Raw genomic sequence first — 23390 nt, forward strand, 5'->3', positions numbered from 1 at the left:
CATGCATGCCCGCGCGCAGAATTCCACGCCCTGCGCCGCGCCCCCCGCATCAAAAGACCGAAGGCCCCATGCCGTCAGTGAGCAGCTCCTGCGCGCGCCTGCCCAGCGACCAGTGGTTTGCAGCCACTGAGGCTGGGGCCGCAGGTGCAGGCACAAAAAACGCATTCAACCCGCATTTGTCATCTATTTAGAGGACATACAAACACAGCACAAATCCCTAGCATTTGGTGGGTGCTGGGTGTGGCGCTGCCCATGGTGGTAGCCATGAAGCCATTCACAGCCCGTGCGGAACTGCAGTCGCTCAACCGTGCCGGTTGCGACCGGATCTGCCTTGTGGGCTGCCTGGCTGGCCTCAGCCGGGCTGCCGCCTTTTCCTTCAATCAACCACCGAATCGAAGGTCTCACCGTGAACTCCACTACCGTCTCATCCGCACTGGCCAACCCACTGGCATCCTTCAACAACCTGCACAAAAACGGCGACCGCGAATGCCTGCAGGGCCCCTCGCACTACGACGCTTTGAGTGAGAGCCACCTTCAGGGCATTGCCCAGTACGAGGACCTGTACCTGCTCACCCAGAACCGCTCCGGCCATGACAGCGGAAAACTCTATGTGTTCCGCGCCTCGCCACCCCAGCAATGCATCTTCACCACCCATCTTGACGTCAGCCTGTCGACTGCTGCACTGGGAGGCAATGGCCAGGCATTCAACCATCCGGGGGGCGTTCAACTGGCGGGCAAGTACCTGTTTGTGCCGGTGCAGACCGAGGACTACAACAACACCCGCATACAGGTGTACAACGTGGAAGGCCTGACCAGCGACAACCCCTCGATCACGCTGGTCAACAACAGCCTGATCCCCGACTGCGACGACCGCAAGATCGAATCCATCGGCGTCGCATTCGACGAAGCCAATGGCACCTACGTGATCGTCGGCCTCCAGGGCAGCGACCTGTACTTCTACCGCACTGCGGGCAGCGATCTTTCGGTGCCGGTCTCGGGCGGCTACGCGTTCACCTGCAAGGTACCCGAGCACAATGACGCGGGCCCGCAGACCATCAACCTGCTCTACGGTGGGGACGGTCAGCTGTACCTGGTCAACTTCGCGGTGCGGGAGAAGGCGGTAGTCCTCTTCACCGACTACGCCTACCTCTACCAGGTCACTTGGTCCGAGGGCCTCGGAGATCCGGCCTCTGCCAGGCACTTCATCACGCATGGATCGAGCACACCGGGAGTGAACCAGCCGCACTTCCGCTGGGGCTCTGGCATCCATGTCGATGAAACGGGCATCAACCTGCTGGTGACGCAGAGGGTCATGCAGGAGAAGTGCTACATCAACCGCTTCGAGCAAAAGACGGATGGGTCCGACGCCGATGGCGAGCCCGAGGGCACCGAAGCAGTCGAGTAAGATCGCCGCCCTTCTCCGGGATCCAGTCGCCCGGAAAATGCCCGGGGGCGAATTCCAGTTCGAGGTGAGGGCGGCGTGCGGCAGTAGTTCGGGCGCGATACCTGACGCGGTTGTCGCGACCGACTCGCACCGTTGCAGGGGTTGGCGCCGGCTCACCTGGCACGGTTGCGCGCGATGCGACCCATACCCTCAGCAGCGGGCCCGCCGGGCCTGCAGCCAGTCGACAACAATGCGATGGTACGTCTCACGCCACTGGGCGCTCGACAGTTCATGGTCCGCGCCCAGCAGCATGTGCCGCACCACTGAGCGCGCGTTGCCGAAGGCCCAGGCATAGCTTTCGGCCACCGGGCCCGGCACCACCTGGTCGTGTTCGGACTGCACCAGCAGCACATCGCCCTTGAAGGCGGCGCAGGCGGCCAGCGCGCGGTTGCCCTCGGGCGTGTGCACGGTGTGGCGGTAGGCGTTCACCTTGCGCCTGTCCAGGTCCTCCTTGGGCAGCATCCAGTCCGCATCGGGATAGATCGCGGGTGACCGCAGCACCAGCCAGTCGAACGGGTACATCCCCGCCAACAGTGCCGCCATGTACCCGCCGTAGCTGAACCCCAGCACGCCCACGGCGTCAGGCCGCTCCTGGGCGTGCAGCAATTGGTAGTCGCGCAGCGTCTGGCGCAGGGTGTCCTCGCGGTTCACACGGGCGCGCTCGGCCGCAGGCCAGCTGGCATCAGGCAGATTGCCGCGTCGGCAGTGCCAGCCCTGGGCAGACAGGTCCTGGTCGAGCAGGTCGAACTGGGCGTGGCCATGGTCGTCCCAGCCCGGCAGTACCAGCAAGGCAGGGCGCTGGATGCCATCGGGCCGCAACAGCGGCGCGCCAGGCCGCGCGCTGCCATGCGCAAGGGACAAGGAATCTGCGTGCAAGAAGGCCATGTGCCCATGGTGTCCGCGCCTGCGTGCTGCCGGGTGTCAGCGGTGCGGCAGTCAACCCGTAAGACACGCCTGCAACGCGCTGCCCAGGCGACGTAGCGACCGGCATCGCCGCACCGCGCCTGCGCTGACAGCGGGTGGCGCATGCCACCCACGGCGCAGGCCCCAAACCAGCGCAGAATGGCCCGATGAATGTCATACGTCCACTGCGCTTCGCAGCGCATGCGCTCGCCCTCCTCATGGCCGGCGCCCTGCTGTCCCCTGCGCTGCACGCGGCCGAGCAACTGGCGGTGGGCTCCAAGCGCTTCACCGAAAGCTACATCCTCGGCGAGGTCATCACCCAGGCAGCGCGCCAGGGCGGCGCCACTGCAGAGCACCGCCAGGGCCTGGGCAACACCGCGGTGGTGGTCGAGGCGCTCAAGACCGGCTCCATCGATGTCTACCCCGAGTACCTGGGCACCGTGGAGCGCGAGATCCTCAAGCTCCCCACCGGGTCGTCCAGGGAGGCCATCGACCAGAAGTTGCGCGAAATGGGCCTGGCCCTGGGTGTTCCGCTGGGCTTTGCCAACGGCTATGCCCTGGCCGCCAGCGCCGAGGTGGCGCGCAAGCACGGCCTCAAAACCCTGGGCGACCTTCGCAATGCGCCCGACCTGCGCATCGCCATCTCGCAAGAGTTCCTGGGCCGCGAAGACGGCTGGCCCGGCCTGGCCAGGCGCTACCAATTGCCTCAGCGCCCCACGTCCATCGACCACGGCCTGTCGTACCAGGCGCTGGCCTCGCAGCGCATCGACCTGACCGACATCTACACCACCGACGCGCGCATCGCCGACCTGGGCCTGGTGACGCTGCAGGACAACGCCAACTACTTCCCCCGCTACGACGCGGTGCTGCTCTACCGCGCCGATCTGCCCACGCGCGCGCCGCAGGCCTGGCGCCAGATCGCCGCGCTCGAAGGCCGCATCGACGTCACGCGCATGATCACCATGAACGCACAGGCCGAGCTGCACGGGCAGGCGTTCCCGGCCATTGCGGCCGACTTCCTGGCCGGCAAGGCCACGCCGGCCGCTGCACCCGCAAGTGCGGCCACTGCGGCCGCGCCACAGGCCCGCCCGTCACTGTCCAGCGCCATCTTCGGCGGCAACTTCTGGCGCCTCACGCGCGACCACCTGTGGCTGGTGGCCGTGTCCGTCGGCATCGCCGTGCTCATCGGCATACCGCTGGGCACGCTGGCCGCCGCGCGGGCGTGGCTGGGCCAGGGCATCCTGGGTTTTGTCGGCCTGCTGCAGACCGTGCCCTCGCTGGCCTTGCTGGCCGCGCTGATCCCGCTGCTGGGCCGCATAGGCACCGTGCCGGCGATCGTGGCGCTGAGCCTGTATGCCCTGCTGCCCATCGTGCGCAACACCGCCGTGGGGTTGATGCAGGTGCCCAAGGGCACCCAGCAGGCCGCCGTGGCGCTGGGCATGACGCCCGCGCAAAGCTGGCGCCTGGTGCTGCTGCCGCTGGCCTTGCCCGTCATCATTGCAGGCGTGAAGACCGCCACCGTGATGACCGTGGGCACGGCCACCATCGCCGCCTTCATCGGCGCGGGCGGCTATGGCGAGCGCATTGCGCAGGGGCTGGCGCTCAACGACGGCACCACCTTGCTGGCGGGTGCGATTCCCTCGGCCGGGCTGGCGGTGCTGATCCAGGTGGTGTTCGAGGTGGTCGAGCGCATGTTCCGGCAACCAGGTGCGGCAGCCAGTTGATTCAGCACAAGTAAAAACGCCTTGCGCGTGAAATGCGTCACACCGCGCCGCTCGCGCGCTTGCAAGCCGGTGCTTCAATGGCGGCTTCGCCACCGCACAGCCTGCATTGACTGCATTGCCCCCCGCATGACCACCTACACCAGCCACTGGCTCCAGGCCGCGGCCAGCAACAAGGCTCCGCTGCTGATCAAGATCACGCTGATACCGCACGGCTATGACGGCCATGCCTACTGGAAGCGCCAGGAGGCGCGCGCCTCCGACCGCGAGTTCAAGATGGTGGAGGACCTGCGCCTCGATCCCGATGGCGGCCCCCAGGCCGTGCTGCAGCGCCTGGTGGACCTGCGCCAGGCCCTTGCCCAGCAAGGGTGGCAGGAGATCGTCGTGCACGACAGCCTGACCCTCTTCCCCAAGGACCTGCTGGACCACCGCACCAAGACCGATGACGAGTGCCTGATGGACCTGGCGGCGCTGCACACCGAGTGCAGTGACCACGAGAGCGCCCTGGCCGCCCTGCACCGCTGCCGCCACAGCGAACAGGCCTGGTACTGGCACACGGCGGCCCGGCGCGCCCATGCCAACCGGGCGCGCGCCCACCCCGGCCCGCAGGCGGACGGCGACTGGGCGGCAGCCGTTGAGCACGCCATGGTCATCATCCACCAATCTGCAGACGCTAACGCCGCCCAGCCAGACGCCATGTACAGCTTTGGCGACAGTTACCGGCACCCTGCATCGCAACTGGCCGCAGCCGCGCAGACCGTGGCGGAGTACCTGCTGTGCATTGCCGGCGACCCGGAGCAGGCGATGCAGGCCCTGGCCATCGCCGATGCCACGAACCATGGCACCGATCAACTGCAGCATCTGAAGGTGACAGCGCTGCTGCAGCTCAAGCGCAGCACCGAGGCGTACGAAACCCACCTGAAGTGGCGCCTGCAGATGCCCGAGGTGCTCGAATCCGCTGGCTACCGGGCCTTCGTCGAGCAACAGCAGACCCAGGCGCGCAGCGCCGAAAGCCAGCGCGTGAGCCAGCTGCGCTTTGAAACCGCCCCGGGCAGCCCCGCCTCCGAAGGCGATCTCGAACAATTGCTGCGGCGCTTTCCCCAGCCACCGCACGCCTACCTGCAATGGATCACCCAGGCAGAGCGGCACCAGCTCACCGTGGTCGATGGCGACAGCAGCGAAACCTACGAGCTGTTCAGCATCTCCGCCGCGCTGGACAAGCACGAAGAGCTGCTGGGCTGGCTCAGCCTGCACGACGAAAGCTCGCCCGAGCTGGCAGAGGAGATCCGCAGCGCCATCGCCGACAGCGGCATCGACCCGCAGCACATGCTGCCCATCGTGGGCGCCGAGAACGCCTCGGACTGCTTTGTGCTGCGCATGGACGGCCCCGGCGCGGGCGGCATCTACTTCTGGGCGCACGACGAGTGCACCGTGTTCAGCCCCATCGTGGACAGCGCCGACCAGCTGTTCCCGTGGCTGCAGGCACAGGCCAGGGCGGGCGCGACCTTCGTGCTCTGAAGGCAGGACATGGCGGCGCCTGGGCAGCCGGGTGCGCCGGCAGGCCCGGTCGGCCCGGTCGGCCCATAGCATTCCCGCGCGCTGAAGGGCTCACCACACACCCGCTGCGTCCAGCAGCACAATGCGGTTGCGGCCCGCGTCCTTGGCCTGGTAAAGCGCCTTGTCCGCCATGGCGATCATGTCTTGCGGGTTCAGCGGCTCGTCCCCCCGCGTGGCCGCGATGCCGATGCTGATGCTCACCACCGCACCGGTGGAGCATTCGCGGTGGGCAATCGACAGGCCCGCCACAGCCGCATGCGCCGCAGCGGCAATGTGCATGGCGCCGACCGAATCGGTCTCGGGCAGCACCAGGGCGAACTCTTCGCCGCCATACCGTGCGGCCAGATCCGAGGGGCGCTTGCCATGGGCCATCAGCACCCGGGCAATGGCCTTGAGGCATTCATCGCCCATCTGGTGCCCATAGGCATCGTTGTAGGCCTTGAAGTGGTCCACGTCCAGCAGCACCAGCGCCAGCGGCCGCCGGTGGCGCTGGGCCAGGGCCAGGTGTTCCGCCAGGTGCATGTCGAACGCCCGGCGGTTGGCCAGAGCTCGGTCAGGCCGTCCTGCATGGACGAGCGCCACAGCGTCTCGTTGGCACTTTGCAGTGCGGCGGTCAGCGCCCGCAGCCGGGCGTAGTGCCGCGCGTTCTCGCCGAGCAGCACGATCAGCAGCACACCCGCAGACACCAGGCCATAGATGCGCCCCAGGTACCAGCCCAGGTCGTAGCGCCCGGCGTTCAGCACGGCCGCCAGGGCCAGGTCCAGCAGCCAGACGCACAAGGCCACCATCAGCCAGATGTCCAGCAGCGAATGGGGCCGGCTCCACAAAAGCACCACCAGCGCCCCGAAGCTCAGCACCCAGATGCCGATGAGAAAGGCCTTGCCGACCGACGTGGTGCGGTTGTCGTCCAGAAACACCGGCAGCCATTCATGCCCCGCGGTGGCGAATGCCGTGAACGCCGCCACCAGCGCCAGCACCAGGGCAGCGGTGGCGGCAACCGCACGCAACGCCCGGCCGCCGCTCGGGCGCGCCGGGCGGCGTGCCTCGCGCCGCCTGACAAGCACATACGCCACCAGCCCCAGCGGAAAGCCCGCGTGCCACAGCATGTACATGGCCGATGAGGTCTGGGGCCCCGACCCCAGCAGGCCCGTGGGCGCGAACAGCCCCGGGAAGATGAGCGCATAGGCCGCCGTGGCCGTGGCGGTGAACAGGTACACCCCGCCCAGCACCAGCAGCCCCGCAGACTTCAGGGCCCGGTAGTGGCCCAACAGCAGCACCGCCGTGACCAGATCAAAGATCACCAGCGCGGTGACGTAGATCGGAATGAAGGCCGCAAATGCTGCGAGCGGCACCTTGGCGTACGGCAGGGCCATTGCGCCAAGTGCCAGCGAAACAACGACCACGGTGCCGGCGACCACCTTCTCACGGGTGCCCGCCGGTTCGCCGGCCAGCGGGGCCGTGGACAGCCCGGGGGACGCAGTGGGGTGCATGGGGAACCTTCTGCGTGATGTCCCGAGAATTTTAGTCTTTTGTTACAAAAATACCATTTGCTTACATAGCATTCCAATGATCGCCTGGGGCATGTAGTCCTGCAATTTCATGCTTAGTGAATTCGGGATCCTTGAATATGCTGTATTTATTAATAAGCGCGTTCTTGAATAGGCCCTAGCCCGCCGGATCGAAGCGGCATGCGAGCGCTGCCTTGCAATCAACCTGAGGGAGAACTGCCATGGACAAGATGACGATTGCCACCCGGCTCGCGGTGGCATTTGCAGCGATGGTGCTGATGCTCATTGCACTGGGTGCCACCAGCCTGGTCCGGTCCGCCGACCAACGCTCCGAACTGAGCGACGTCATCGGCACCCGCGTGCCGATCACCAACGCGCTGGGCGTGCTGGCGAACAGCGTGAACACCCAGGCAATCCAGTACCGCAACCTGGTGATCTTCAGCTCAGAACCCATCACCAGATCGGCCCTCGAACAGATCACCTCCGAGCGGGCCACCACGGCAGATCAATACAAGCTGCTGGGCACGCTGATTTCCTCGCCCAAAGGGGAAGAGCTGTTGGCCAGCATGCTCAAGGCGCGCGCCGAGTTCTACACACGCGGCGATGAGTTTCTGGGCCTGGTGCAAAAGGGTCAGAAGGACGAGGCGACGAAACTGCTGGAAGAAAGGCTGCGCCCCATCCAGCTTGACTACCAGAAGACGCTGCGCGACCAGGTGGAGTTCCAGGCGCAACTCACCGACGAAGCCGGCAAGGAGGCCGAGGAAGCCGCGGCGGCCCTGCAGCGCGACGTGATGATTGCCAGCGCGCTGGCTATCGCGCTGGCGATCTTCCTGGCCATCACCATCATCCGCTCCATCACCCGCCCCCTGGCCCAGGCGGTGCAGGCTGCCGACCGCGTCGCCGCCGGCGACCTCAGTGGCGACATCGTCGTGCAATCCCGCGATGAAACCGGCCACCTGCTCAGTGCCCTGCAGCGCATGCAGCAAAGCCTGGCGAATACCGTGACCACGGTGCGCGGCAACGCCGAAAGCGTGGCCTCGGCCAGCGCCCAGATTGCCTCGGGCAACAACGACCTGTCGGCGCGCACCGAGCAGCAGGCCTCGGCACTGGAAGAGACGGCCGCCTCGATGGAAGAGCTTGGCTCCACCGTGCGCCAGAACGCAGACAACGCACGCCAGGCCAACCAGCTGGCGCTGAGCGCCTCCACCGTGGCCGTGCAAGGCGGCGACGTGGTGGCCGAAGTGGTAGAGACCATGAAAGGCATCAACGCCAGCAGCAGCAAGATCGCCGACATCATCAGCGTCATCGACGGCATCGCCTTCCAGACCAACATCCTGGCCCTGAATGCAGCGGTGGAAGCCGCCCGGGCGGGCGAACAAGGCCGGGGCTTTGCCGTGGTGGCCAGCGAAGTGCGCAGCCTGGCCGGGCGCAGCGCCGAAGCGGCCAAGGAAATCAAGAGCCTGATCACCGCCAGCGTCGAACGCGTGGAGCAAGGCACGCAACTGGTGGACAAGGCCGGGGCCACCATGACCGAAGTGGTGGCAGCCATCCGGCGCGTGACGGACATCATGGGCGAGATCAGCGCCGCCAGCAGCGAGCAAAGCGCAGGGGTGGGCCAAGTGGGAGAAGCAGTCACCCAGATGGACCAGGCCACCCAGCAGAACGCAGCGCTGGTGGAGGAGATGGCCGCAGCGGCGAGCAGCCTGAACAGCCAGGCGGGCGAGCTGGTGAATGCGGTGGCGGTGTTCAGGCTGGCGGGCGATGGCAGCGGAGGCGGCAACTACCGCAGCGCGGGACCCGCACCGGCCCCAGCGGTGCGCAAGCCGATAGCCATGGCGGCACCGGCTGCACGCGCGGCGGTCACGTCCAGGCCAGCGGCCAAGGCACCTGCGGCCAGCCGGCTGGCGGCGCCCAAGGCCGCAGCGGCGGCAGGCCCTGCAGCGGCAGCGGCACCCAAGGCGCCGGCGAAGGCGGCCGGGGGTGGGGATGACGAATGGGAGAGCTTTTAGAGAAGCGAAGAGCTGCCCCTGCTGCGCGGCCCTGGCGAATACCGAGCGCCCTCCCCCGGATCGCGCCATTGGCTGACACGCCGCTGCTGCATGGCCCATACCATGGTCTTTTCACAAAGGGACCACCATGGCAAAAGGCATGCGGCGCGCAGCGCGCGAGCGGGTACAGCTGAATCTGGCGCTGCAGGGAGGCGGCGCGCAGGGCGCATTCACCTGGGGCGTGCTCGACCGCCTGCTCGAAGAAGAGGACATCGACATCGGTAGCATCAGCGGCAGCAGTGCCGGCGCGCTGAACGGCGCGGCTTTGGCCACCGGCATGGCGCGCAGCGGCCGCGCAGGTGCGAAGGAGCACCTTGCAATGCTTTGGGAGCAGGTGGCGCAGGCCGGCTCGTTGATGACTCTTCTGCTGCTGCCCCTGCGCAAGCCTGGCATGGGCCTATGGGACGACGCCCTGCCCGTCCTCTCCCCGTACCAGGCCAACCCCATGGGCATGGCGCCGCTGCGCTACATTCTGAACACCGTGGTGGATGAAGATCTGCTGCGCAAGGCCGACACTGCGCCGAAACTCTTTGTCAACGCCCTGCACGTGCAAAGTGGCAGCGGCCGCGTGTTCGGCCCGGCGGAAATGAGCATCGACGCCGTACTTGCCTCCGCCTGCGCGCCGCTGTCCTACCAGGCGGTGCAGATCGACGGCGAATCCTACTGGGATGGGAGCTACGCGGCCAACCCGTCGCTGTGGCCGCTGTACGAGGATGCGCTGGACACGGACATCCTGCTGGTGGAGCTGACCCCTCTGCACCGGGCCGAGACGCCCTTGTTTGCCAAGAACATCCTCAACCGCATCAACGAGGTGGCGTCGGTCAATGGCCTGGTGTCGGAGCTCAGGGCCCTGGAAATCATCAATCGCAACGTGCCGGGCGCCGACATCCGCATGCATGTGCTGAGCCTGCCCGATCAGCCTGCAGGGCTGCTCGCCACCGAGCCTTCGATCAAACGCACCGTGGGGCGTGTGCTGTTCGAGATGCTGCGCCGGGACGGGCGCAGGGCATGCGATGCCTGGCTGTCCGAGCACGGCGCGCACCTGGGCCGGCATGCGACGGCGGACATCACCGCGCGCTATCTGAGGCCCCACACGCAGCAGCGGGACATGGCTTTGTCCTGAGACCCTGGCCGGTCGGCTAAGTGCTGCCCGGCGGAACCTGTGGCGCGGCAAATGCGCGGCTGAGATAGCGCGAGCCCTTCAGCCCGAAGCGCCAGGGCACGTCCACCGCTTTGGAAATGCCGATGCGCGGGCCCGCCACGATCTGGTCCGCACCCTCCTGCGCTGCCAGGGCATCCGCCTGCAACAGCGCAAAAGGCGGCATGTGCAGCGGCACGCCGTTCATCCCCGCATCGATGCCCAGCGCCTGCGCCAGGCGCCCCGGGCCGGCGCACAGCAAGCGCACGTCCTGCAAGCCACGGCGCTCGCGCATGGTGCCGATGCCGTGCGTGGGCTCCAGCGCGCGCAGCAGCACGCCCGCGCCGTGCCCTGCCTCGCGGCACACGGTGTTCAGACACCAGTGCAGCCCGTACGAGCGGTACACGTAGGCATGGCCGGGCGGGCCGAACATGGCCGCATTGCGCACCGTGGGCCCGCCAAAGGTGTGCGATGCCGGGTCTGCCTGGTCGTAGGCCTCGGTCTCCACGATGCGCCCGCCCACGCCGTCCACCAGCAGTGTGACGCCGATCAACCTGCGCGCCACCTCGTGTGCAGGGGCGGCAAAGTCGATGTCGGCCACCACCAGCGGGCGGCGTGGCGACAGGTCCGTCAGGCTACGCGCCACGGCATCTACAGGCCTTACGCCTGCACGGCCTCTTCGATGGCCGCTGCCTGGCCGAGCTTGCCCAGCTTGTCATCGGTGGCCTTCTCTTCGGCCAGCGATGCCTGCAGCAATGGCAATGCCGGCGTGTAGCCCAGCTTGGTGGCCAGGGCGATCAGGGTGGTGTAGCTGGCGATCTCGTAGTGCTCCACCTTCTGCGCCGCACCGATCAGGGCCACGTCGAGCACGGGCCCCTTGTCGATTTCGTCGATCAGGTCCTTGCCTTCTTCCACCAGGCCCTCCATGGCCGCACACTTGATGCGCTTGAGCTTGAGGTTCAGGATCTCCACGATCTCGTCGATGCGCTCCACCTGGCCCCGGGTCTCTTCAAGGTGATCGAGAAACGCCTGGGCCAGTTGCCCGTCAGCCGCTGCGCGCGCCATCCGGGGAAGGGAGCGGGTCATCTGCTTCTCGGCACTGTAGGTGTCCGAAAGCTCGTGCAGGAAGAGGTCTTCGACAGTTTTTACGGCCATGAAAATGCTCCTTGGGTTGAAAAGGGGCTATGGTGATTGCGGATCATTTCGCTGCTCGTAAGACAACAGCTTGTGGAAGTGCGAGCCTGCCTGGCGCCGCCGCGCTTGCAATCGCCCTATCCTCGTTCCATTGCCGACCTCCAGTTTTGCCAGCCCTCGCGCGCCATCGCATCGCATGGTGGCCGGCCACCGATTCACGGGAGACCCATGCCTTCATTCAACGCCGGTCACGCGCAGGTCTTCCAGCCCGGGCGGCTTACCCTCGGCTTCATGACGCCCTTCGGCCACGCCGCTGGCGCCATGGCCGATATCCAGGAGACCCCCCGCCTGGCCGCGCTGGCCGACGAACTCGGCTTCGCGGCCCTATGGGCGCGCGATGTGCCGCTGATGATTCCCCAGGGCAGCGACAACACCGCGAGTGCGCTCGACGACCCCTTTCTGTGGCTGGCAGCGCTCGCCTCTTCCACGCGCCGCATCGCCATCGGCGCAGCGGCCATCGTGTTGCCGCTGCGCCACCCGCTGCATGTGGCCAAGGCAGCGCTTTCTCTGGACCGCATCAGCAACGGCCGCTTCATCCTGGGGCTGGGCTCGGGCGACCGGCCCGAGGAATTCGCATCCTTCGGCGAAAACGTGGAAGCGCGTGGCGATGCCTTTCGCGACCGGTGGCCACTGGTACGCGCAGCGCTGTCGCCCGAGCCGCAGGAGCGACAGGCTTTGTTGACGGCAACAGGCGGCTACGACCTCATGCAGCCGCCAGCAGCGCGCATCCCCATGGTGGTGGTCGGCTCGGCCCGGCAGTCGCTGCAATGGACTGCCGCCCATGCCGATGGTTGGGCCAGCTACCACCGAGAGGAGGCAAGGCAGCAAGGCCGTATTCATTTGTGGCAGCAGGCGCTGGACCAGAAGGCGGCGGGTGAGCGCAAGCCCTTCGTGCAATCCGTACAGCTCGACCTGCTGGCCGATCCGGCAGCCGGCGCCGTGCCGCTGGAGCTGGGGCTGCGCACGGGGCGCAATGAACTCATCGCCTACCTGCAGCGCCTGCAGGCCATGGGCGTGGGGCATGTGCTGTTCAACCTGGCACAAGGCAGCGGCCGCACACCGGCCGAGGTGCTGCGCGAGATCGGGGAGCAGGTTATGCCCAGCCTGTGACGGCGCGCATGCGCGCGCCCGGGAGCGCCATGGAACCATGGCACCATCGCCTCCACCGCCACCACAACTGCCCCTGGAGTGCCCCGATGCTGATCAACTGCGTAGCCTATGAAAACGGCGCCAAACTGGCTGATATCCCTGTCGCCGATATCAGCGAGTACATCGTGCGGCCCGGCTGCTTCGTATGGGTGGCGCTGGCCGACGCCACGCCCGAAGAGCTCAACGAAATGCGCGAGGAGTTCGGCCTGCACGAGCTGGCGGTGGAAGACGCCCACCACGGCCACCAGCGGCCCAAGGTCGAGGAGTACGGCCCGTCCCTGTTCGTGGTGATGCACCTGCTGGAGCCCGAGCCCGAGCGGCCTGGCCATTTCAGCGCGGGCGAGGTCGATGTCTTCGTGGGCCCCAACTACGTGCTCTCGGTGCGCAACCGCAGCAAGCAGGGGTTCCTCGGCGTGCGCGACCGCTGCGAGCACGAGCCCGACCTGCTTCGCCATGGTTCGGGCTTCGTGCTGTATGCGCTGATGGACGCTGTGGTGGACCGGTACTTCCCCATCATCGATGCCCTGGAAGTCGAACTCGAAAGAATCGAACACCAGATCTTCACAAAAAAAGCGGCTCGCGACAACATCGAACAGCTCTACCACCTCAAGCAGCGCGTGATGCTGCTCAAGCATGCTGTCTCGCCCTTGCTGGAAGGCGCCAGCAAGCTGCATGGCGGCCGGGTGCCGCAGATCTGCATGGGGTCGCAGGAGTATTTTCGCGACGTGGTGGACCACCTGGTGCGAATCAACGGTCTGATTGAGGGTATGCGCGACACCATCGGCACGGCGATTCAGGTGAACCTCTCGATGGTGACCATCGAAGACAACGAGATCACCAAGCGCCTGGCCTCATGGGCCGGCATCTTCGCCATCTGCACCGCCTTTGTCGGCGTGTGGGGCATGAATTTCGAGCACATGCCCGAGCTGAAATGGCGCTACGGCTACCCGGCCGCGCTGCTGCTCATCGTGAGCGTGTGCTCTTATGTGTACTACCGCTTCCGAAAGGCCGGATGGCTGTGACTCTTGAACTGCGAAACGCATCGCACCAGGCCTCGCTGGCTACGGCCTTCGGCTGCCAACATGTTGTTGCGCTCGGATGCTCGACCGGCGCAGCACAATCCGGCATGCTTGACCCTGCCGGTTCATGCCTTCAAGCCCCTGGACCGGCTGCGCGAACAGCAAAAAACAGAATCTTCGGGAGCCCTTCATCCATGCCACCGGCACACACTACCCTTCACGCGCCGCGGGTGCCCGTCAGCACCGAACCACTGGTGGCCCTGGTGGGCGGCATGCAGCAGCTGTCGGTAGATGTGTTTGCGCTGTAGGGCCCGCGCATGAACGAATACATCATGCTGATGCACCAGGACGCGCCCGACACCCAGGCCGCCGATGACCCCGAGCGCTTGGGCCAGTACCTCGCCCGGCTGCGCAGCACCGGGCAGTTCGATGGCGGCAGCGCCATCGGGCCCGGCGAGCGAGTGCGCAAGGGCCAGCCCGGCCAGGCCGCCACTGGCGGCCCCAGCGGCTTCATCCGCGTGCGCGCCGACAGCCTGCAGGCGGCCAAGGAGCAGTTTCTCGCCGGCAACCCCGTGTACGAAGCGGGCGGCACGGTGGAAGTGCGCGAGCTGCCGCGCAGTTGAGACGGCGCCATTCACCATGGGCTGCAAGAGTTCATAGCCTCACTGGGCGGCCCAGAGGGCAACGAGGCACTATGGCGCCATCGCAGGTGCCGTCATGCCACGCCCACCGGCAGCTGGCCTTGCGCGAGCAGTTCGCGGGTGCGCTGGAGCGTCGAAAGCAGCGCGCTGCAGTAGCCCTTTTCGCCGTCCATCCAGGCCTGCTCCGCCTGCTCTTCGGGGCCACCGGGCTGCTTGCCGCGCAGGCCGAGGTAGCCGTAAAAGCGCAGCTGCAGCTGCCCGTGTTCGTCCTCGAACAGCTCGTTGACGATGGCGCCTTCGCGCGGGCCGCTGGCCTGGAAGAAGGTGACCTTGCTCAAGGGCTCGAAGGCGATGATCTCACGCACATCCTGACCCGCGATGGTGGCCTCGCGCACGATGTGGGTGCCGCTGTCTTGCACCACCTCGCAGTGGGTGCATAGATTGGGTGGCAGAAACAGCCGTGCGTCGCGGGCCTTGAGGACTAGTCCCGCCCAGGCCTGGGCGCGGGTGAGCGGCACTTCGCCCTGTGGGTTGACGAGGACTGTGGCGGTGGAATAGATCATGGCGTTTCCTTTCGGTGTTGCTTGTTGAGAGATTCAGTGCGCGGCGCTCAGGCCGCGTTGGCGATGGCGTGCACAAAGTCGCGGTACGAATGCAGCGGGCGGCCCAGCAGCTGCACCAGGCGCTCTACGTCGCCGGCCTCGGGCACCATGCCGTCGGTCAAGAAGCGCTCGGCCATCAGGCGCATGTCGTAGGCCATCCAGTGCGGCATGGCGTTGCGCAGGTTGGTCTCGAAGCCGGCAGTGTCGTCACCGCCGTAGGCGACAGGGCGGCCCAGCGCGGCGGACCAGAGGGCGGCCACCGCCTCGCCGGTCAGCGTGTCGGGGCCCACCAGGTTGATGCGCGCCAGCGGCAGCGGCTCGCTCGCACGCTCGCGGCGCAGCAGCTCGATGGCGGCGACCTCGGCGATGTCGCGCACGTCCACCATGGCCAGGCCCTTGCTGCCGATGGGCATGGGGTAGACACCGTAGTTGCGCACCACGTCCTTGATGCTGTGGTCGTTGTCCATGAAGTAGGCCGGCCGCAGGATGGTGGCGCCAAAGCCCATTTGCTCCAGCATGCGCTCCACCCCGAACTTGCCCGCAAAGTGCGGCACGTTGAGGTAGCGGTCGCTGTGGATCACCGACAGGTAGACCACGCGCTCGATGCCCGCCTCGCGTGCCAGGTTCAGCGCCAGCAATGCCTGCGTGAACTCGTCGGGCACCACTGCATTGAGCAGAAACAGCGTGGAGACGCCCTCGAAAGCGCGCCGCAGCGCGTCCACGTCGAGCAGGTCGCCCTGCACCGTTTGCACGCCCGCCGGAAGGTTCGCCCGGGCGGGGTCGCGAACCAGGGCGCGCACATCGGCGCCGCGGTTCACGAGTTGGTTGACGACCTGGCGGCCTACGTTGCCCGTGGCGCCGGTGATGAGGATGGTCATGGAAATGCTCCGTTGCGTGTTGAAGGAGCCCTGATCTTCTTTGTTCCGCCTGATGTCCGATAGACGGTATATTTAGACTCTTCGTCTCACTGGTGGAACACATGGACCTGCTGGCATTGGCCGACTTCACGCTGGTGGCCCGGCACGGCGGCTTTGGCCGCGCGGCGCGCGAATCGGGCCGGCCCAAGGCCACCCTGTCGCGCCGCGTGGCCGACCTGGAAAGCGGCCTGAACCTGCGCCTGTTCGAGCGCGGGCCGCGCGCGCTCAAGCTCACCGAAGAGGGGCGCGCGCTGTACGAGAAGACCTCGGTGCTGCTCGCCCAGCTCGACGAGAGCACCACCGCCATCGCCAGCGGCGGCGGCGCCCCGCGCGGGCGGCTGCGGGTGAGCGCGCCCCTGCTCTTTTCGCAGGCCGCCATGGGCAAGCTGGCCGCCCGCTTTGCCCTGCAGCACCGCGAGGTGCGCCTGGAGGTCACGACCGAAGACCGGCCGGTGGACATGGTGGAAGAAGGTTACGACCTGGTGATCCGCGTCAACCCCGACCCGGACGAACGCCTGGTCGGGCGCATCTTCATGCGCGACCGCATCGTGGTCGTTGCCAGCCCCGAGCTCGGCCGGCCATCGGGCGCCACCCCTGTCCCGGCCGTGCTGCGTGGGGGCGCAGGCGCGGACGCCGCCGCCCCTGCCACCACCTGGGACCTGACCGACGCCAAGGGCAAACCAAAGCGTCTGGCGGTGCAACCCGTGCTGCACCTGTCCTCTCTGTTCATGGTGCGCGATGCCGTGCGCGCCCAGGTGGGTGCCGCACGCCTGCCCCTGTCTCTGGTGCTGCACGACCTGGCGGACGGAACCCTGGTGCAGTGGGGCGATGTACCAGGCCCGGAGATCGCGCTGTGGGCGCTCTACCCCTCGCGCCGCCTGCTGAGCCCGCGCGTATCGGCCTTTCTGGACCTGTTGAAAGAGGCGTTTCCGCAAGGCACGCCGCAGGAGCTGGCGGCGTACATCGCGTGAGGTGGCAGGGCGGCTTGCAAAAACCAGCGTGCCAGCGGGTGCAGGCTATGCCGCGTGCGCACGCAGCCAGGCGACCATATCGGCAGTCACCTCGTCGCGATTTGTCTCATTGAGGATTTCGTGGCGCGCTGCGGGGTACAACTTGACGGTCACGTCCGCTATCCCCGCATCACGGTAGCGCTGCCCCAGCAGCTCAATGAGTGCACCGCCACCGGCCAGCGGATCGGCGTCGCCAGAGGCAATCAGGAGGGGCAGGTCACTGCGGATGCCCGCCAGCAGCGCCGGGTCCGCCAGCCGGGACGCGGGGGCGAAGAGCGACGGGATCACATCGCCCGGCACCTCCCACCCGCACCAGGGGTCGGCCACATAGGCATCAACCTCCGCCTCGTCCCGCGAAAGCCATTCGTATCCCGTACGGTGTTCGAAGGCTGCATTGAATGCCTCCAGCCCCGCCGGCGCATCGGCAGGGGCATTGGCCATTGCAGCGGCAAGCGCGTCGAGCGCGGTGGAGCCGGAGAGAATGACACCGGCCCATGTCGATGCGTGGTCCAGGATCGCCGCTTGCGCTGCAAACGAACCCATCGAATGGGCCAACAGAAACACCGGAAGGCCGACATGCTGCGCACGCAGTGCCGATCCATACTGGGCCACATCGGCAATCAGCCCGCTGAACCCGGCGCTGCCGAAATCGCCCAGCCGAGCACCGCCGGTACGCCCGTGTCCACGATGATCGACCGCGTGGACCACAAACCCCGCGGCATTGAGCTGCCTGGCAAAACGGTCATAGCGTTCACCATGCTCGGCAAGTCCGTGGGCAATCTGCACCACACCGGTGGGGCGTCCAGCGATGTCGGCCCAGGTGTAGGTCGCGACCTTGGTGCCGTCTGCGTTGGAGAGAAATGAAGAGGTCGAAGTGCTCATCCTTTCATTCTGACACGCCGGTGTTTTGGGGTGCAAGGCGGGCATTGGAATCGCCCCAGAACCAGGCCGTTCCGCCTGCCTTTGCCGCGGTGTCGGACGTCAGCAGCTGCGAAAAACCGCTGCCGATCTGCACTGGCGAGGTCTCGTAGAACACCTTGTTCTTCAAGAGCGCGTGGCCCCGCATCCACAGGCTGCCGTCGGCCTTGAGGGCCACCATGTAGCGGCTGCCCACGGCGACCTGGGTGAAGCCGGCGCCGATGTTGACCGGCTTGTCCGTGTTGACCGAGGTGCCGTTGCCCAGTTGCCCAGGTCCACAGCGGCTGACGCGTGTCCATCCCCCATTCTTCGCAGGGCGCCACGCGCTCGACGGGTGTACACCCGAGCGAACGATGGGCCCGACGGCCGGCGATGCACAATGGCCGCCATAGGCAATCGTCGCCATCCGCCTCCGGGGCTGGCGGCCACAACACCAGGAGGTCAGGCTTGAAACCCATGCACTATTTTTCCCTTGCGGGTGTGCTCGTCCCGCTCGTGCTCTATGTGACTGGGCACGCTGAGGCCGCAGGTGTCGTCATCGTGCTGGCCCTCGTGATCGAGGTGGTTGTCTCTGCCATCACGGGCAAAAAGGGCAATGCGACCGAGCGCTGAACGTGGGCGTCGGGCCCGCAGCGGCCGTTGAAAATGCAGATCCCCCAAGGAGCCAATTTGGACAGTTCGATTTTGGAGCGTTTGCTGGCCCCCCCGTTGCTGGGGGAGCACATGGCCCGGCACCAGGATCCCAGCGGTGCATCGCTGCTCAGCGCCGTGCCCAGCGCCATCGGTGCGTCAGGCTATCTTTCCGATCTGACCGGAGTGACGCTGGCATGGAGCCACCCCACAGGCGCTCCGACACGGGCCGTGTTGAAGGTGTCGCACCTCGGGTTTGGGCAGCCGGAGCTGCCGTTCTACGAGACCATCGCCAGGCACTTGAACAGCCCGGTCATTCCCCGGTTCTACGCCGGGGGCGTGGATGAACCCACGGGCCGCACCTGGCTGCTGATGGAGGACCTGTCGGAGTCGCACCAGCAGCCCAGCGACGAGCCCTTGCCGCCCACGTTCGAACGCTGCACCCTCATTGTCGAAGCGCTGGCGCGGTTCCATGCCATTGGCTGGACCGGTGGCGATCAGGGCACCGTGCCTGGCATGGGCCCCACGCTCTGGAGCCGGCTTCAGGCATCGGAATGGCTGCCAGGCGCCTGCGAGCGCCTGTTTGCGCAGGCCGGCGATGCGCTGGATGAGCGCACGCGGGATACCTACGCGCAGTTCCTGCCCGGGCTGCCAGCGCTCATCGAGCGGGCCAACCAATTCCAGCACAAGACCCTGGTCCACGGCGATGCCCACGTCTGGAACTGGATGGTTCCCCGCGACAGCGCAGCAGGGGTCGCGAAGCTCATCGACTGGGATGGCTGGCATGTGGGCACCGGTGTCTGGGACCTGGCCTACATGATGGCCCTGCAGTGGGACCGCGCCGTGCGCCAGCGCTTTGAAATGCCGCTGCTGGACCGCTACCACGCAATGCTCACCGCCCACGGGGTGGCGGGCTATTCGCGTGAGGCGTTTCAGCAGGACTATCGCCTGGCGGTGCTGCTGCACCTGCGCACACCAATGGCGAGGTTTGCGCGGGGCATGTCGGCCTTCGTCTGGTGGCCCCAGCTCACCCGGGTGGCGCATGCGGTGGAAGATTTGGGCTGCCTGGATTTGCTGGAGTGAGTGACTGAATGACTGAATCAATCGGCGGGCCCAATGGCGAAGGGCGTTGCTGAGTTGGGGTTGAAGCAGCCACTGCTGCAGTGGCAACTACAGGCCGGGAGCCGCTGTCGGCGTTTGGGAAAGCAGCCACTCTACGGTATCAGCCGATCACAATCGGTTTGCCTGCAAATGCCAGCTGCACGTCTCCGGGCATCAAACTCTTGATGCGATAGTGCTGGCGCTGGGCGGTCTCAAGCTCCAAGCGCAACACTCCCCTGACTTGTGGAGAAGCGCTGTATGACAAGCGAATACGAGTACTTGAGTGCAGAAGAGCACGGAGCCATCATGGCCAGGAAGCAGCAAGACTGCAGCACGAGGCAGACTTCCGCACGCATACACAAACCCATCTGCCACCAACCCAACGGCTCCACCACCGTGCCATCCCCGCGCGTGATCGCAGCGACATCCCGTGGGTAGAGAATCCCCGGCCAGCGCCCTACCCTCCCGCCCCAGCACCCAGGCGCGCAGGCGCCGACCAATCAAATGATCACTCACCGAACCACCGGCGCATCAGGCAACTCGTTGGCGTAAGCGGTGCCTGTGCCCAGCCTGGGGAAATGCGCCGCCTGCCTGGCCGACACCGCGTCCACCGCCTGCGCCAGGCCTTCTTCGTAGCGGCCTTCGCGCAGGTGCACCGCCAGTTGGGACACCAGCGCCTGCCATTCGCCCGGCGCCACGCTGCGGGCCAGGCCACGGTCGGCGACGATCTCGATGGCGTGCTCGGGCACCAGCAGGTAGATCAGCACGCCGTTGTTGTGTTCGGTGTCCCATACGCGCAGCTTGCTGAACAGCATGAGGGCGCGTTCGCGGGCCGTGGCGTCGCGGTGCAGGTAGCTCCAGGGCAGCGCGCCTTCGGCGCAGATGCGGATCTGCCCGGTGTGCAGCTGCTCGCTGGCCGCCACGCGCGCCGACAGCCGGGCCAGAGCCTCATCGGGCAGGGCTCGGCGCACATCGCCCTCCTGCCAGCGGTGCGCGGCCAGGCGCCGCAGCGCGCGCAAGGACCGGGACAAGGACAGATCCACGGCCATGCTCACCACCCCCCGGAGGCACCGCCCCCGCCGAAGTTGCCACCGCCGCCCGAGCTGAAGCCGCCGCCCGATCCACCGCGCGAGCCGCCACCTCCGAAGCCGCCACCGCCAAGACCTCCAAGGCCTCCAAGCCCACCGCCCCAGGGGCCGCCAGAGCCGCCCTGGCGCATGGTGGTGCGCCGGCCTGCGCCGGCCAGCAGCGTGAACAGCAGACCCGCCACACCGGCCAGCCCCGCCAGCATCGCGCTGGACGTGAGCACAAAGGCGCCCACGCCCGCCGCACCTCCCGTGACGACCGAGCCGAATGCGCTGCCGAACATCGAGCGCGCAATCGGCCCTCCGACCAGCACGCCCATCACCAGCATGATGGCGGCCTCGCCCCAGCCAAACCCTGAACCGAGGCCTTTGCCTGGCGCCTGCTGCGACGGTGAAGCGGACGGTTCGGGCAGCGGCTCGCGCGCAATGAGTGCGCCCAGTTGCGTGGCCGCAGCCTGCAGCCCGCCGGCAAAGTCACCGGCGCGAAAGCGCGGCTGCAGGGTGCCGTCGATGATGCGCGCAGCCGCGATGTCGGGGATGGCGCCTTCGAGCGCCTTGGCCACTTCGATGCGCATCTTGCGGTCGTCCTTGGCGACCAGCACCAGCACGCCGTCGCCCACATCGCGGCGCCCTATCTTCCACTGGTTGGCCACGCGGTTGGCGTAGGCGGCAATGTCCTCGGGCGCGGTGGTGGGCACCATCAGCAACACCACCTGGCTGCCCTGGCCGGTCTCTAGCGCGGCCAGTTGCGCTTCGAGGGCCTGGTGCTGCGCGGGGCTGAGCGTGCCTGTGCCATCCACCACATGACCGGTGAGGGCCGGCACGGGCTGTACTGGCGACTGGGCCCCGGCGCAGAGCGCCCCCAGCAGCGTGGCGGCGACGGCAAGGCGACGCCAGAAGGGCTTGGCGTGCGGCATGGGCCCGCAGCTCACGGCTTCTTGGGGGTGGTGGAGAAGTCCACCGTGGGCGGGGTCGAGATCTGGGCCTCGTTGGGCACGGCCATCGGCGGCTTGGGGGCGTAGCTGAACACCTTGGCCGTGATGTTGGTGGGAAAGCTGCGCGCCAGGGTGTTGTACTGCTGCACGGTGTCGATGTAGCGGTTGCGCGCCACGGCGATGCGGTTCTCGGTGCCCTCCAGCGTCACACGCAGGTCGCGAAAGCCCTGGTTCGCCTGCAAGGTAGGGTAGCGCTCGGACACCGCGATCAAGCGCGACAGCGCACTCGACAGCTCGCCCTGCGCCGCCTGGAACTTGCGCATGGCCTCGGGGTCGTTGAGGGTCTCGGGTGTCACCTGTATCGCGGTGGCCTGGGCGCGCGCCTGCACCACGCGGGTCAGCGTCTCCTGCTCGAAATTGGCCTCGCCCTTCACGCTGGCCACGATGTTGGGCACCAGCTCTGCGCGGCGCTGGTACTGGTTGAGTACCTCGCTCCACGCGGCCTTGGACTGTTCGTCCAGGCGCTGAAAATCGTTGTAGCCGCAGCCCGTGAGTGCGAGGGCGGCAGCAAAGGCGAGGAGGATGGCGGTGAGGCGTTGGATCATGTTCGTAGGCCGTGGGCAAGACAGCGCCCGGCGGCGAATCGAACATAGGCCATTCTCACGCGGCGACGTGTAGGAGCGGGGCTATTCCGAGCCCTGCGGCAGCCAACGTCGGCACGGGCTCCGCCCGCCACTGAGGCGTGAGAAACTCCTCAAGTACCTGCCTCAAGCCGTGGCCGCACCGCGCGGCAAGGCGCGCAGCGCGTCGCAGACCTCGCGCGCCCAATCCTTGTCCCAGTGCGAAAGCGCCTTGTCGTACTGTGCGTAGAAGTGTTGGAACGCGCTGTCCCCTTCCACCCAGGCCAGGGCCAGGGGCAGCCTGCTGGGCAGCAGCTCGCCGGGCCCCTCGTCGGGGCGGGTGGCAGCGCGCAGTACGTCGCCGGCTGTGGTGCATGCATCCAGCATGGGCAAAATCTCGTCACCGAGGTATTCGAACAGCGCTGGAACCAGCCGGTCCACGTACTCGGCATTGCGCAGGGTGCCGCCCATGCTCATCCACTCCGCCCCCCGCCCATGGTCGACCATGAATGCGGCGATGCCGCGGTACTCGCGGCCCCGCACCTGCATCCGCTGGATGCCGCCGCTGGCCTCGAGCACGGCTGCGGGCAGGTCCGGCACGATGGCTGCGATCACCTCGAACGACAAGCGTTCTTCGAAGGTCGAGAAGTTGATGGCGATGGTCTGCTTGCCGACCAGCACCACGCGCTCGGCCACCAGCGGGATTTCAGAGCGAAAAGGCTCGCCGCGATGGAAACTGAATCCCAGTGCCTCCAGGCGTGGCCGCCACGCGGCCTCGCACCGCGCCATCACCGCGTCGCGGTCTTCCACGCCCAGGCGTGGCGGTGGGATGGCACCATCGCCCCGATCGAAGCGCGAGAGGCCCTCGAAGGTCAGCACATGGCCAAACGGCAGGTACAGCCGCGCCGCCTGGTCGTCGTAGACACTGAACCCGAGCCCGGTAGCGCTTTGCACCACCACCTCCTGGTAATTCTCGGGGCCATCAAACTCCAGGCCGTAACTGCGCTCCTGATGCTCGGGATCGATGGGAAACTCGATCCACTCCCTGGGCGTGCCCTGCGCCACCATGCGCGCCTCGATCTCGTCGCGCAACTGCTGCCACTTTGCAGACCGGGGCGAAGCCCGGTCACCAAGGTACTGGTGCAACTTCTCCGCCGCCGCCAGGCTGGTGGGTTGGGGGTGCTCCCAGATATGGACCACATAGCTCATCGAGGCTCTCCGTGCAGTAGCGATGGTTCGGCATTATCTGC

At 67.0% G+C, this 23390-nt stretch carries 23 protein-coding genes and 1 pseudogene; 11 read left to right on the top strand and 13 right to left on the bottom strand.

Translation table 11 applies throughout. The features are described from left to right. The first annotated feature begins 406 nt into the window (after positions 1 to 406). Positions 407 to 1405 (top strand): hypothetical protein, encoded by a 999-nt coding sequence (locus ACSQ9E_RS15625; protein ID WP_436218388.1) that lies wholly within the window; start codon positions 407 to 409, stop codon positions 1403 to 1405. Positions 1406 to 1594: 189 nt separating this feature from the next. Here the strand turns inward: ACSQ9E_RS15625 and ACSQ9E_RS15630 are convergent, their stop codons facing one another. Beyond that, positions 1595 to 2305, bottom strand: coding sequence for an alpha/beta hydrolase (locus tag ACSQ9E_RS15630; RefSeq protein WP_436218389.1), 711 nt, complete (start codon positions 2303 to 2305; stop codon positions 1595 to 1597). 209 nt (positions 2306 to 2514) lie between these two features. On the opposite strand from ACSQ9E_RS15630, the gene ACSQ9E_RS15635 reads away from it, so the two are divergent. After that, positions 2515 to 4071, top strand: coding sequence for a glycine betaine ABC transporter substrate-binding protein (locus ACSQ9E_RS15635; RefSeq protein ID WP_436218390.1), 1557 nt, complete (start codon positions 2515 to 2517; stop codon positions 4069 to 4071). A 126-nt stretch (positions 4072 to 4197) separates the two neighbouring features. Continuing rightward, complete coding sequence (locus ACSQ9E_RS15640; protein ID WP_436218391.1) at positions 4198 to 5586, top strand: hypothetical protein; 1389 nt, start codon at positions 4198 to 4200, stop codon at positions 5584 to 5586. A gap of 90 nt (positions 5587 to 5676) precedes the next feature. Here the strand turns inward: ACSQ9E_RS15640 and ACSQ9E_RS15645 are convergent, their stop codons facing one another. Both ACSQ9E_RS15645 and ACSQ9E_RS15650 read right to left on the bottom strand, forming a co-directional pair. Next, positions 5677 to 6147 (bottom strand): diguanylate cyclase, encoded by a 471-nt coding sequence (locus ACSQ9E_RS15645; protein ID WP_436218392.1) that lies wholly within the window; start codon positions 6145 to 6147, stop codon positions 5677 to 5679. A gap of 179 nt (positions 6148 to 6326) precedes the next feature. Beyond that, positions 6327 to 7115, bottom strand: a pseudogene (locus tag ACSQ9E_RS15650) (MASE4 domain-containing protein); the annotation flags it as partial. A 239-nt stretch (positions 7116 to 7354) separates the two neighbouring features. Here ACSQ9E_RS15650 and ACSQ9E_RS15655 point away from each other — a divergent pair. Both ACSQ9E_RS15655 and ACSQ9E_RS15660 read left to right on the top strand, forming a co-directional pair. Then, the gene (locus tag ACSQ9E_RS15655) at positions 7355 to 9142 is read left to right on the top strand and encodes a methyl-accepting chemotaxis protein (RefSeq protein WP_436218393.1); all 1788 of its coding nucleotides are present in this window, start codon (positions 7355 to 7357) and stop codon (positions 9140 to 9142) included. Between the two features lie 127 nt (positions 9143 to 9269). After that, a complete protein-coding gene (locus tag ACSQ9E_RS15660; RefSeq protein WP_436218394.1) occupies positions 9270 to 10304 on the top strand; it encodes a patatin-like phospholipase family protein in 1035 nt (344 codons plus the stop codon). A gap of 16 nt (positions 10305 to 10320) precedes the next feature. On the opposite strand, the gene ACSQ9E_RS15665 is transcribed toward ACSQ9E_RS15660, so the two are convergent. Beyond that, positions 10321 to 10965 (bottom strand): DNA-3-methyladenine glycosylase, encoded by a 645-nt coding sequence (locus tag ACSQ9E_RS15665; RefSeq protein ID WP_436218395.1) that lies wholly within the window; start codon positions 10963 to 10965, stop codon positions 10321 to 10323. A gap of 14 nt (positions 10966 to 10979) precedes the next feature. Further along, entirely contained in the window at positions 10980 to 11474 is a 495-nt protein-coding gene (locus tag ACSQ9E_RS15670; RefSeq protein ID WP_436218396.1) for a ferritin-like domain-containing protein, read from the bottom strand. 207 nt (positions 11475 to 11681) lie between these two features. Between ACSQ9E_RS15670 and ACSQ9E_RS15675 the strand changes: the two genes are divergently transcribed. From ACSQ9E_RS15675 to ACSQ9E_RS15685, 3 genes are all read left to right on the top strand, one after another. Beyond that, the gene (locus tag ACSQ9E_RS15675) at positions 11682 to 12623 is read left to right on the top strand and encodes a TIGR03571 family LLM class oxidoreductase (protein ID WP_436218397.1); all 942 of its coding nucleotides are present in this window, start codon (positions 11682 to 11684) and stop codon (positions 12621 to 12623) included. Between the two features lie 86 nt (positions 12624 to 12709). After that, entirely contained in the window at positions 12710 to 13684 is a 975-nt protein-coding gene (locus ACSQ9E_RS15680; RefSeq protein ID WP_057268273.1) for a magnesium and cobalt transport protein CorA, read from the top strand. A 314-nt stretch (positions 13685 to 13998) separates the two neighbouring features. Then, positions 13999 to 14304 carry a hypothetical protein gene (locus ACSQ9E_RS15685; protein ID WP_436218398.1) on the top strand — a complete coding sequence of 102 codons (306 nt, stop codon included), beginning with the start codon at positions 13999 to 14001 and terminating at the stop codon, positions 14302 to 14304. 92 nt (positions 14305 to 14396) lie between these two features. Here the strand turns inward: ACSQ9E_RS15685 and ACSQ9E_RS15690 are convergent, their stop codons facing one another. Then, a complete protein-coding gene (locus ACSQ9E_RS15690; RefSeq protein WP_436177941.1) occupies positions 14397 to 14885 on the bottom strand; it encodes an AtaL-like protein in 489 nt (162 codons plus the stop codon). A 47-nt stretch (positions 14886 to 14932) separates the two neighbouring features. Next, positions 14933 to 15802 (bottom strand): SDR family oxidoreductase, encoded by an 870-nt coding sequence (locus tag ACSQ9E_RS15695; protein ID WP_436218399.1) that lies wholly within the window; start codon positions 15800 to 15802, stop codon positions 14933 to 14935. Positions 15803 to 15903: 101 nt separating this feature from the next. Here ACSQ9E_RS15695 and ACSQ9E_RS15700 point away from each other — a divergent pair, with 101 nt between their 5' ends. Beyond that, positions 15904 to 16812 (top strand): LysR family transcriptional regulator, encoded by a 909-nt coding sequence (locus ACSQ9E_RS15700; protein WP_436218400.1) that lies wholly within the window; start codon positions 15904 to 15906, stop codon positions 16810 to 16812. A gap of 45 nt (positions 16813 to 16857) precedes the next feature. On the opposite strand, the gene ACSQ9E_RS15705 is transcribed toward ACSQ9E_RS15700, so the two are convergent. Together ACSQ9E_RS15705 and ACSQ9E_RS15710 are read right to left on the bottom strand one after the other, a co-directional pair. Beyond that, positions 16858 to 17733 carry an alpha/beta fold hydrolase gene (locus ACSQ9E_RS15705; RefSeq protein WP_436218401.1) on the bottom strand — a complete coding sequence of 292 codons (876 nt, stop codon included), beginning with the start codon at positions 17731 to 17733 and terminating at the stop codon, positions 16858 to 16860. Between the two features lie 4 nt (positions 17734 to 17737). Beyond that, positions 17738 to 18175, bottom strand: a complete 438-nt coding sequence (locus ACSQ9E_RS15710) for a hypothetical protein (RefSeq protein WP_436218402.1) — start codon at positions 18173 to 18175, stop codon at positions 17738 to 17740. A 41-nt stretch (positions 18176 to 18216) separates the two neighbouring features. Here ACSQ9E_RS15710 and ACSQ9E_RS15715 point away from each other — a divergent pair, with 41 nt between their 5' ends. Further along, positions 18217 to 18381 (top strand): hypothetical protein, encoded by a 165-nt coding sequence (locus ACSQ9E_RS15715; protein ID WP_157412524.1) that lies wholly within the window; start codon positions 18217 to 18219, stop codon positions 18379 to 18381. 57 nt (positions 18382 to 18438) lie between these two features. Continuing rightward, entirely contained in the window at positions 18439 to 19482 is a 1044-nt protein-coding gene (locus ACSQ9E_RS15720; protein ID WP_436218403.1) for a phosphotransferase, read from the top strand. A gap of 530 nt (positions 19483 to 20012) precedes the next feature. On the opposite strand, the gene ACSQ9E_RS15725 is transcribed toward ACSQ9E_RS15720, so the two are convergent. From ACSQ9E_RS15725 to ACSQ9E_RS15740, 4 genes are all read right to left on the bottom strand, one after another. Next, complete coding sequence (locus ACSQ9E_RS15725) at positions 20013 to 20549, bottom strand: TPM domain-containing protein (RefSeq protein WP_436218404.1); 537 nt, start codon at positions 20547 to 20549, stop codon at positions 20013 to 20015. Positions 20550 to 20551: 2 nt separating this feature from the next. Then, a complete protein-coding gene (locus tag ACSQ9E_RS15730) occupies positions 20552 to 21502 on the bottom strand; it encodes a TPM domain-containing protein (protein ID WP_436218405.1) in 951 nt (316 codons plus the stop codon). An 11-nt stretch (positions 21503 to 21513) separates the two neighbouring features. After that, positions 21514 to 22125: a LemA family protein gene (locus ACSQ9E_RS15735; RefSeq protein ID WP_436218406.1), complete on the bottom strand. Its 612-nt coding sequence runs from the start codon at positions 22123 to 22125 to the stop codon at positions 21514 to 21516. 162 nt (positions 22126 to 22287) lie between these two features. Next, the gene (locus tag ACSQ9E_RS15740; protein WP_436218407.1) at positions 22288 to 23349 is read right to left on the bottom strand and encodes a hypothetical protein; all 1062 of its coding nucleotides are present in this window, start codon (positions 23347 to 23349) and stop codon (positions 22288 to 22290) included. Between the last annotated feature and the right edge of the window lie 41 nt (positions 23350 to 23390).

Source organism: Acidovorax sp. LjRoot118 (assembly GCF_964253575.1).
Classification (GTDB): Bacteria; Pseudomonadota; Gammaproteobacteria; order Burkholderiales; family Burkholderiaceae_C; genus Acidovorax.

Coding starts and splice junctions, on each gene's coding strand:
- ACSQ9E_RS15635 (WP_436218390.1), top strand. CDS start 2,515: ATGAATGTCATACGTCCACTGCGCTTCGCAGCGCATGCGCTCGCCCTC.
- ACSQ9E_RS15640 (WP_436218391.1), top strand. CDS start 4,198: ATGACCACCTACACCAGCCACTGGCTCCAGGCCGCGGCCAGCAACAAG.
- ACSQ9E_RS15645 (WP_436218392.1), bottom strand. CDS start 6,147: ATGCACCTGGCGGAACACCTGGCCCTGGCCCAGCGCCACCGGCGGCCG.
- ACSQ9E_RS15655 (WP_436218393.1), top strand. CDS start 7,355: ATGGACAAGATGACGATTGCCACCCGGCTCGCGGTGGCATTTGCAGCG.
- ACSQ9E_RS15660 (WP_436218394.1), top strand. CDS start 9,270: ATGGCAAAAGGCATGCGGCGCGCAGCGCGCGAGCGGGTACAGCTGAAT.
- ACSQ9E_RS15670 (WP_436218396.1), bottom strand. CDS start 11,474: ATGGCCGTAAAAACTGTCGAAGACCTCTTCCTGCACGAGCTTTCGGAC.
- ACSQ9E_RS15675 (WP_436218397.1), top strand. CDS start 11,682: ATGCCTTCATTCAACGCCGGTCACGCGCAGGTCTTCCAGCCCGGGCGG.
- ACSQ9E_RS15680 (WP_057268273.1), top strand. CDS start 12,710: ATGCTGATCAACTGCGTAGCCTATGAAAACGGCGCCAAACTGGCTGAT.
- ACSQ9E_RS15685 (WP_436218398.1), top strand. CDS start 13,999: ATGAACGAATACATCATGCTGATGCACCAGGACGCGCCCGACACCCAG.
- ACSQ9E_RS15690 (WP_436177941.1), bottom strand. CDS start 14,885: ATGATCTATTCCACCGCCACAGTCCTCGTCAACCCACAGGGCGAAGTG.
- ACSQ9E_RS15695 (WP_436218399.1), bottom strand. CDS start 15,802: ATGACCATCCTCATCACCGGCGCCACGGGCAACGTAGGCCGCCAGGTC.
- ACSQ9E_RS15700 (WP_436218400.1), top strand. CDS start 15,904: ATGGACCTGCTGGCATTGGCCGACTTCACGCTGGTGGCCCGGCACGGC.
- ACSQ9E_RS15705 (WP_436218401.1), bottom strand. CDS start 17,733: ATGAGCACTTCGACCTCTTCATTTCTCTCCAACGCAGACGGCACCAAG.
- ACSQ9E_RS15710 (WP_436218402.1), bottom strand. CDS start 18,175: ATGGCGACGATTGCCTATGGCGGCCATTGTGCATCGCCGGCCGTCGGG.
- ACSQ9E_RS15725 (WP_436218404.1), bottom strand. CDS start 20,549: ATGGCCGTGGATCTGTCCTTGTCCCGGTCCTTGCGCGCGCTGCGGCGC.
- ACSQ9E_RS15730 (WP_436218405.1), bottom strand. CDS start 21,502: ATGCCGCACGCCAAGCCCTTCTGGCGTCGCCTTGCCGTCGCCGCCACG.
- ACSQ9E_RS15735 (WP_436218406.1), bottom strand. CDS start 22,125: ATGATCCAACGCCTCACCGCCATCCTCCTCGCCTTTGCTGCCGCCCTC.
- ACSQ9E_RS15740 (WP_436218407.1), bottom strand. CDS start 23,349: ATGAGCTATGTGGTCCATATCTGGGAGCACCCCCAACCCACCAGCCTG.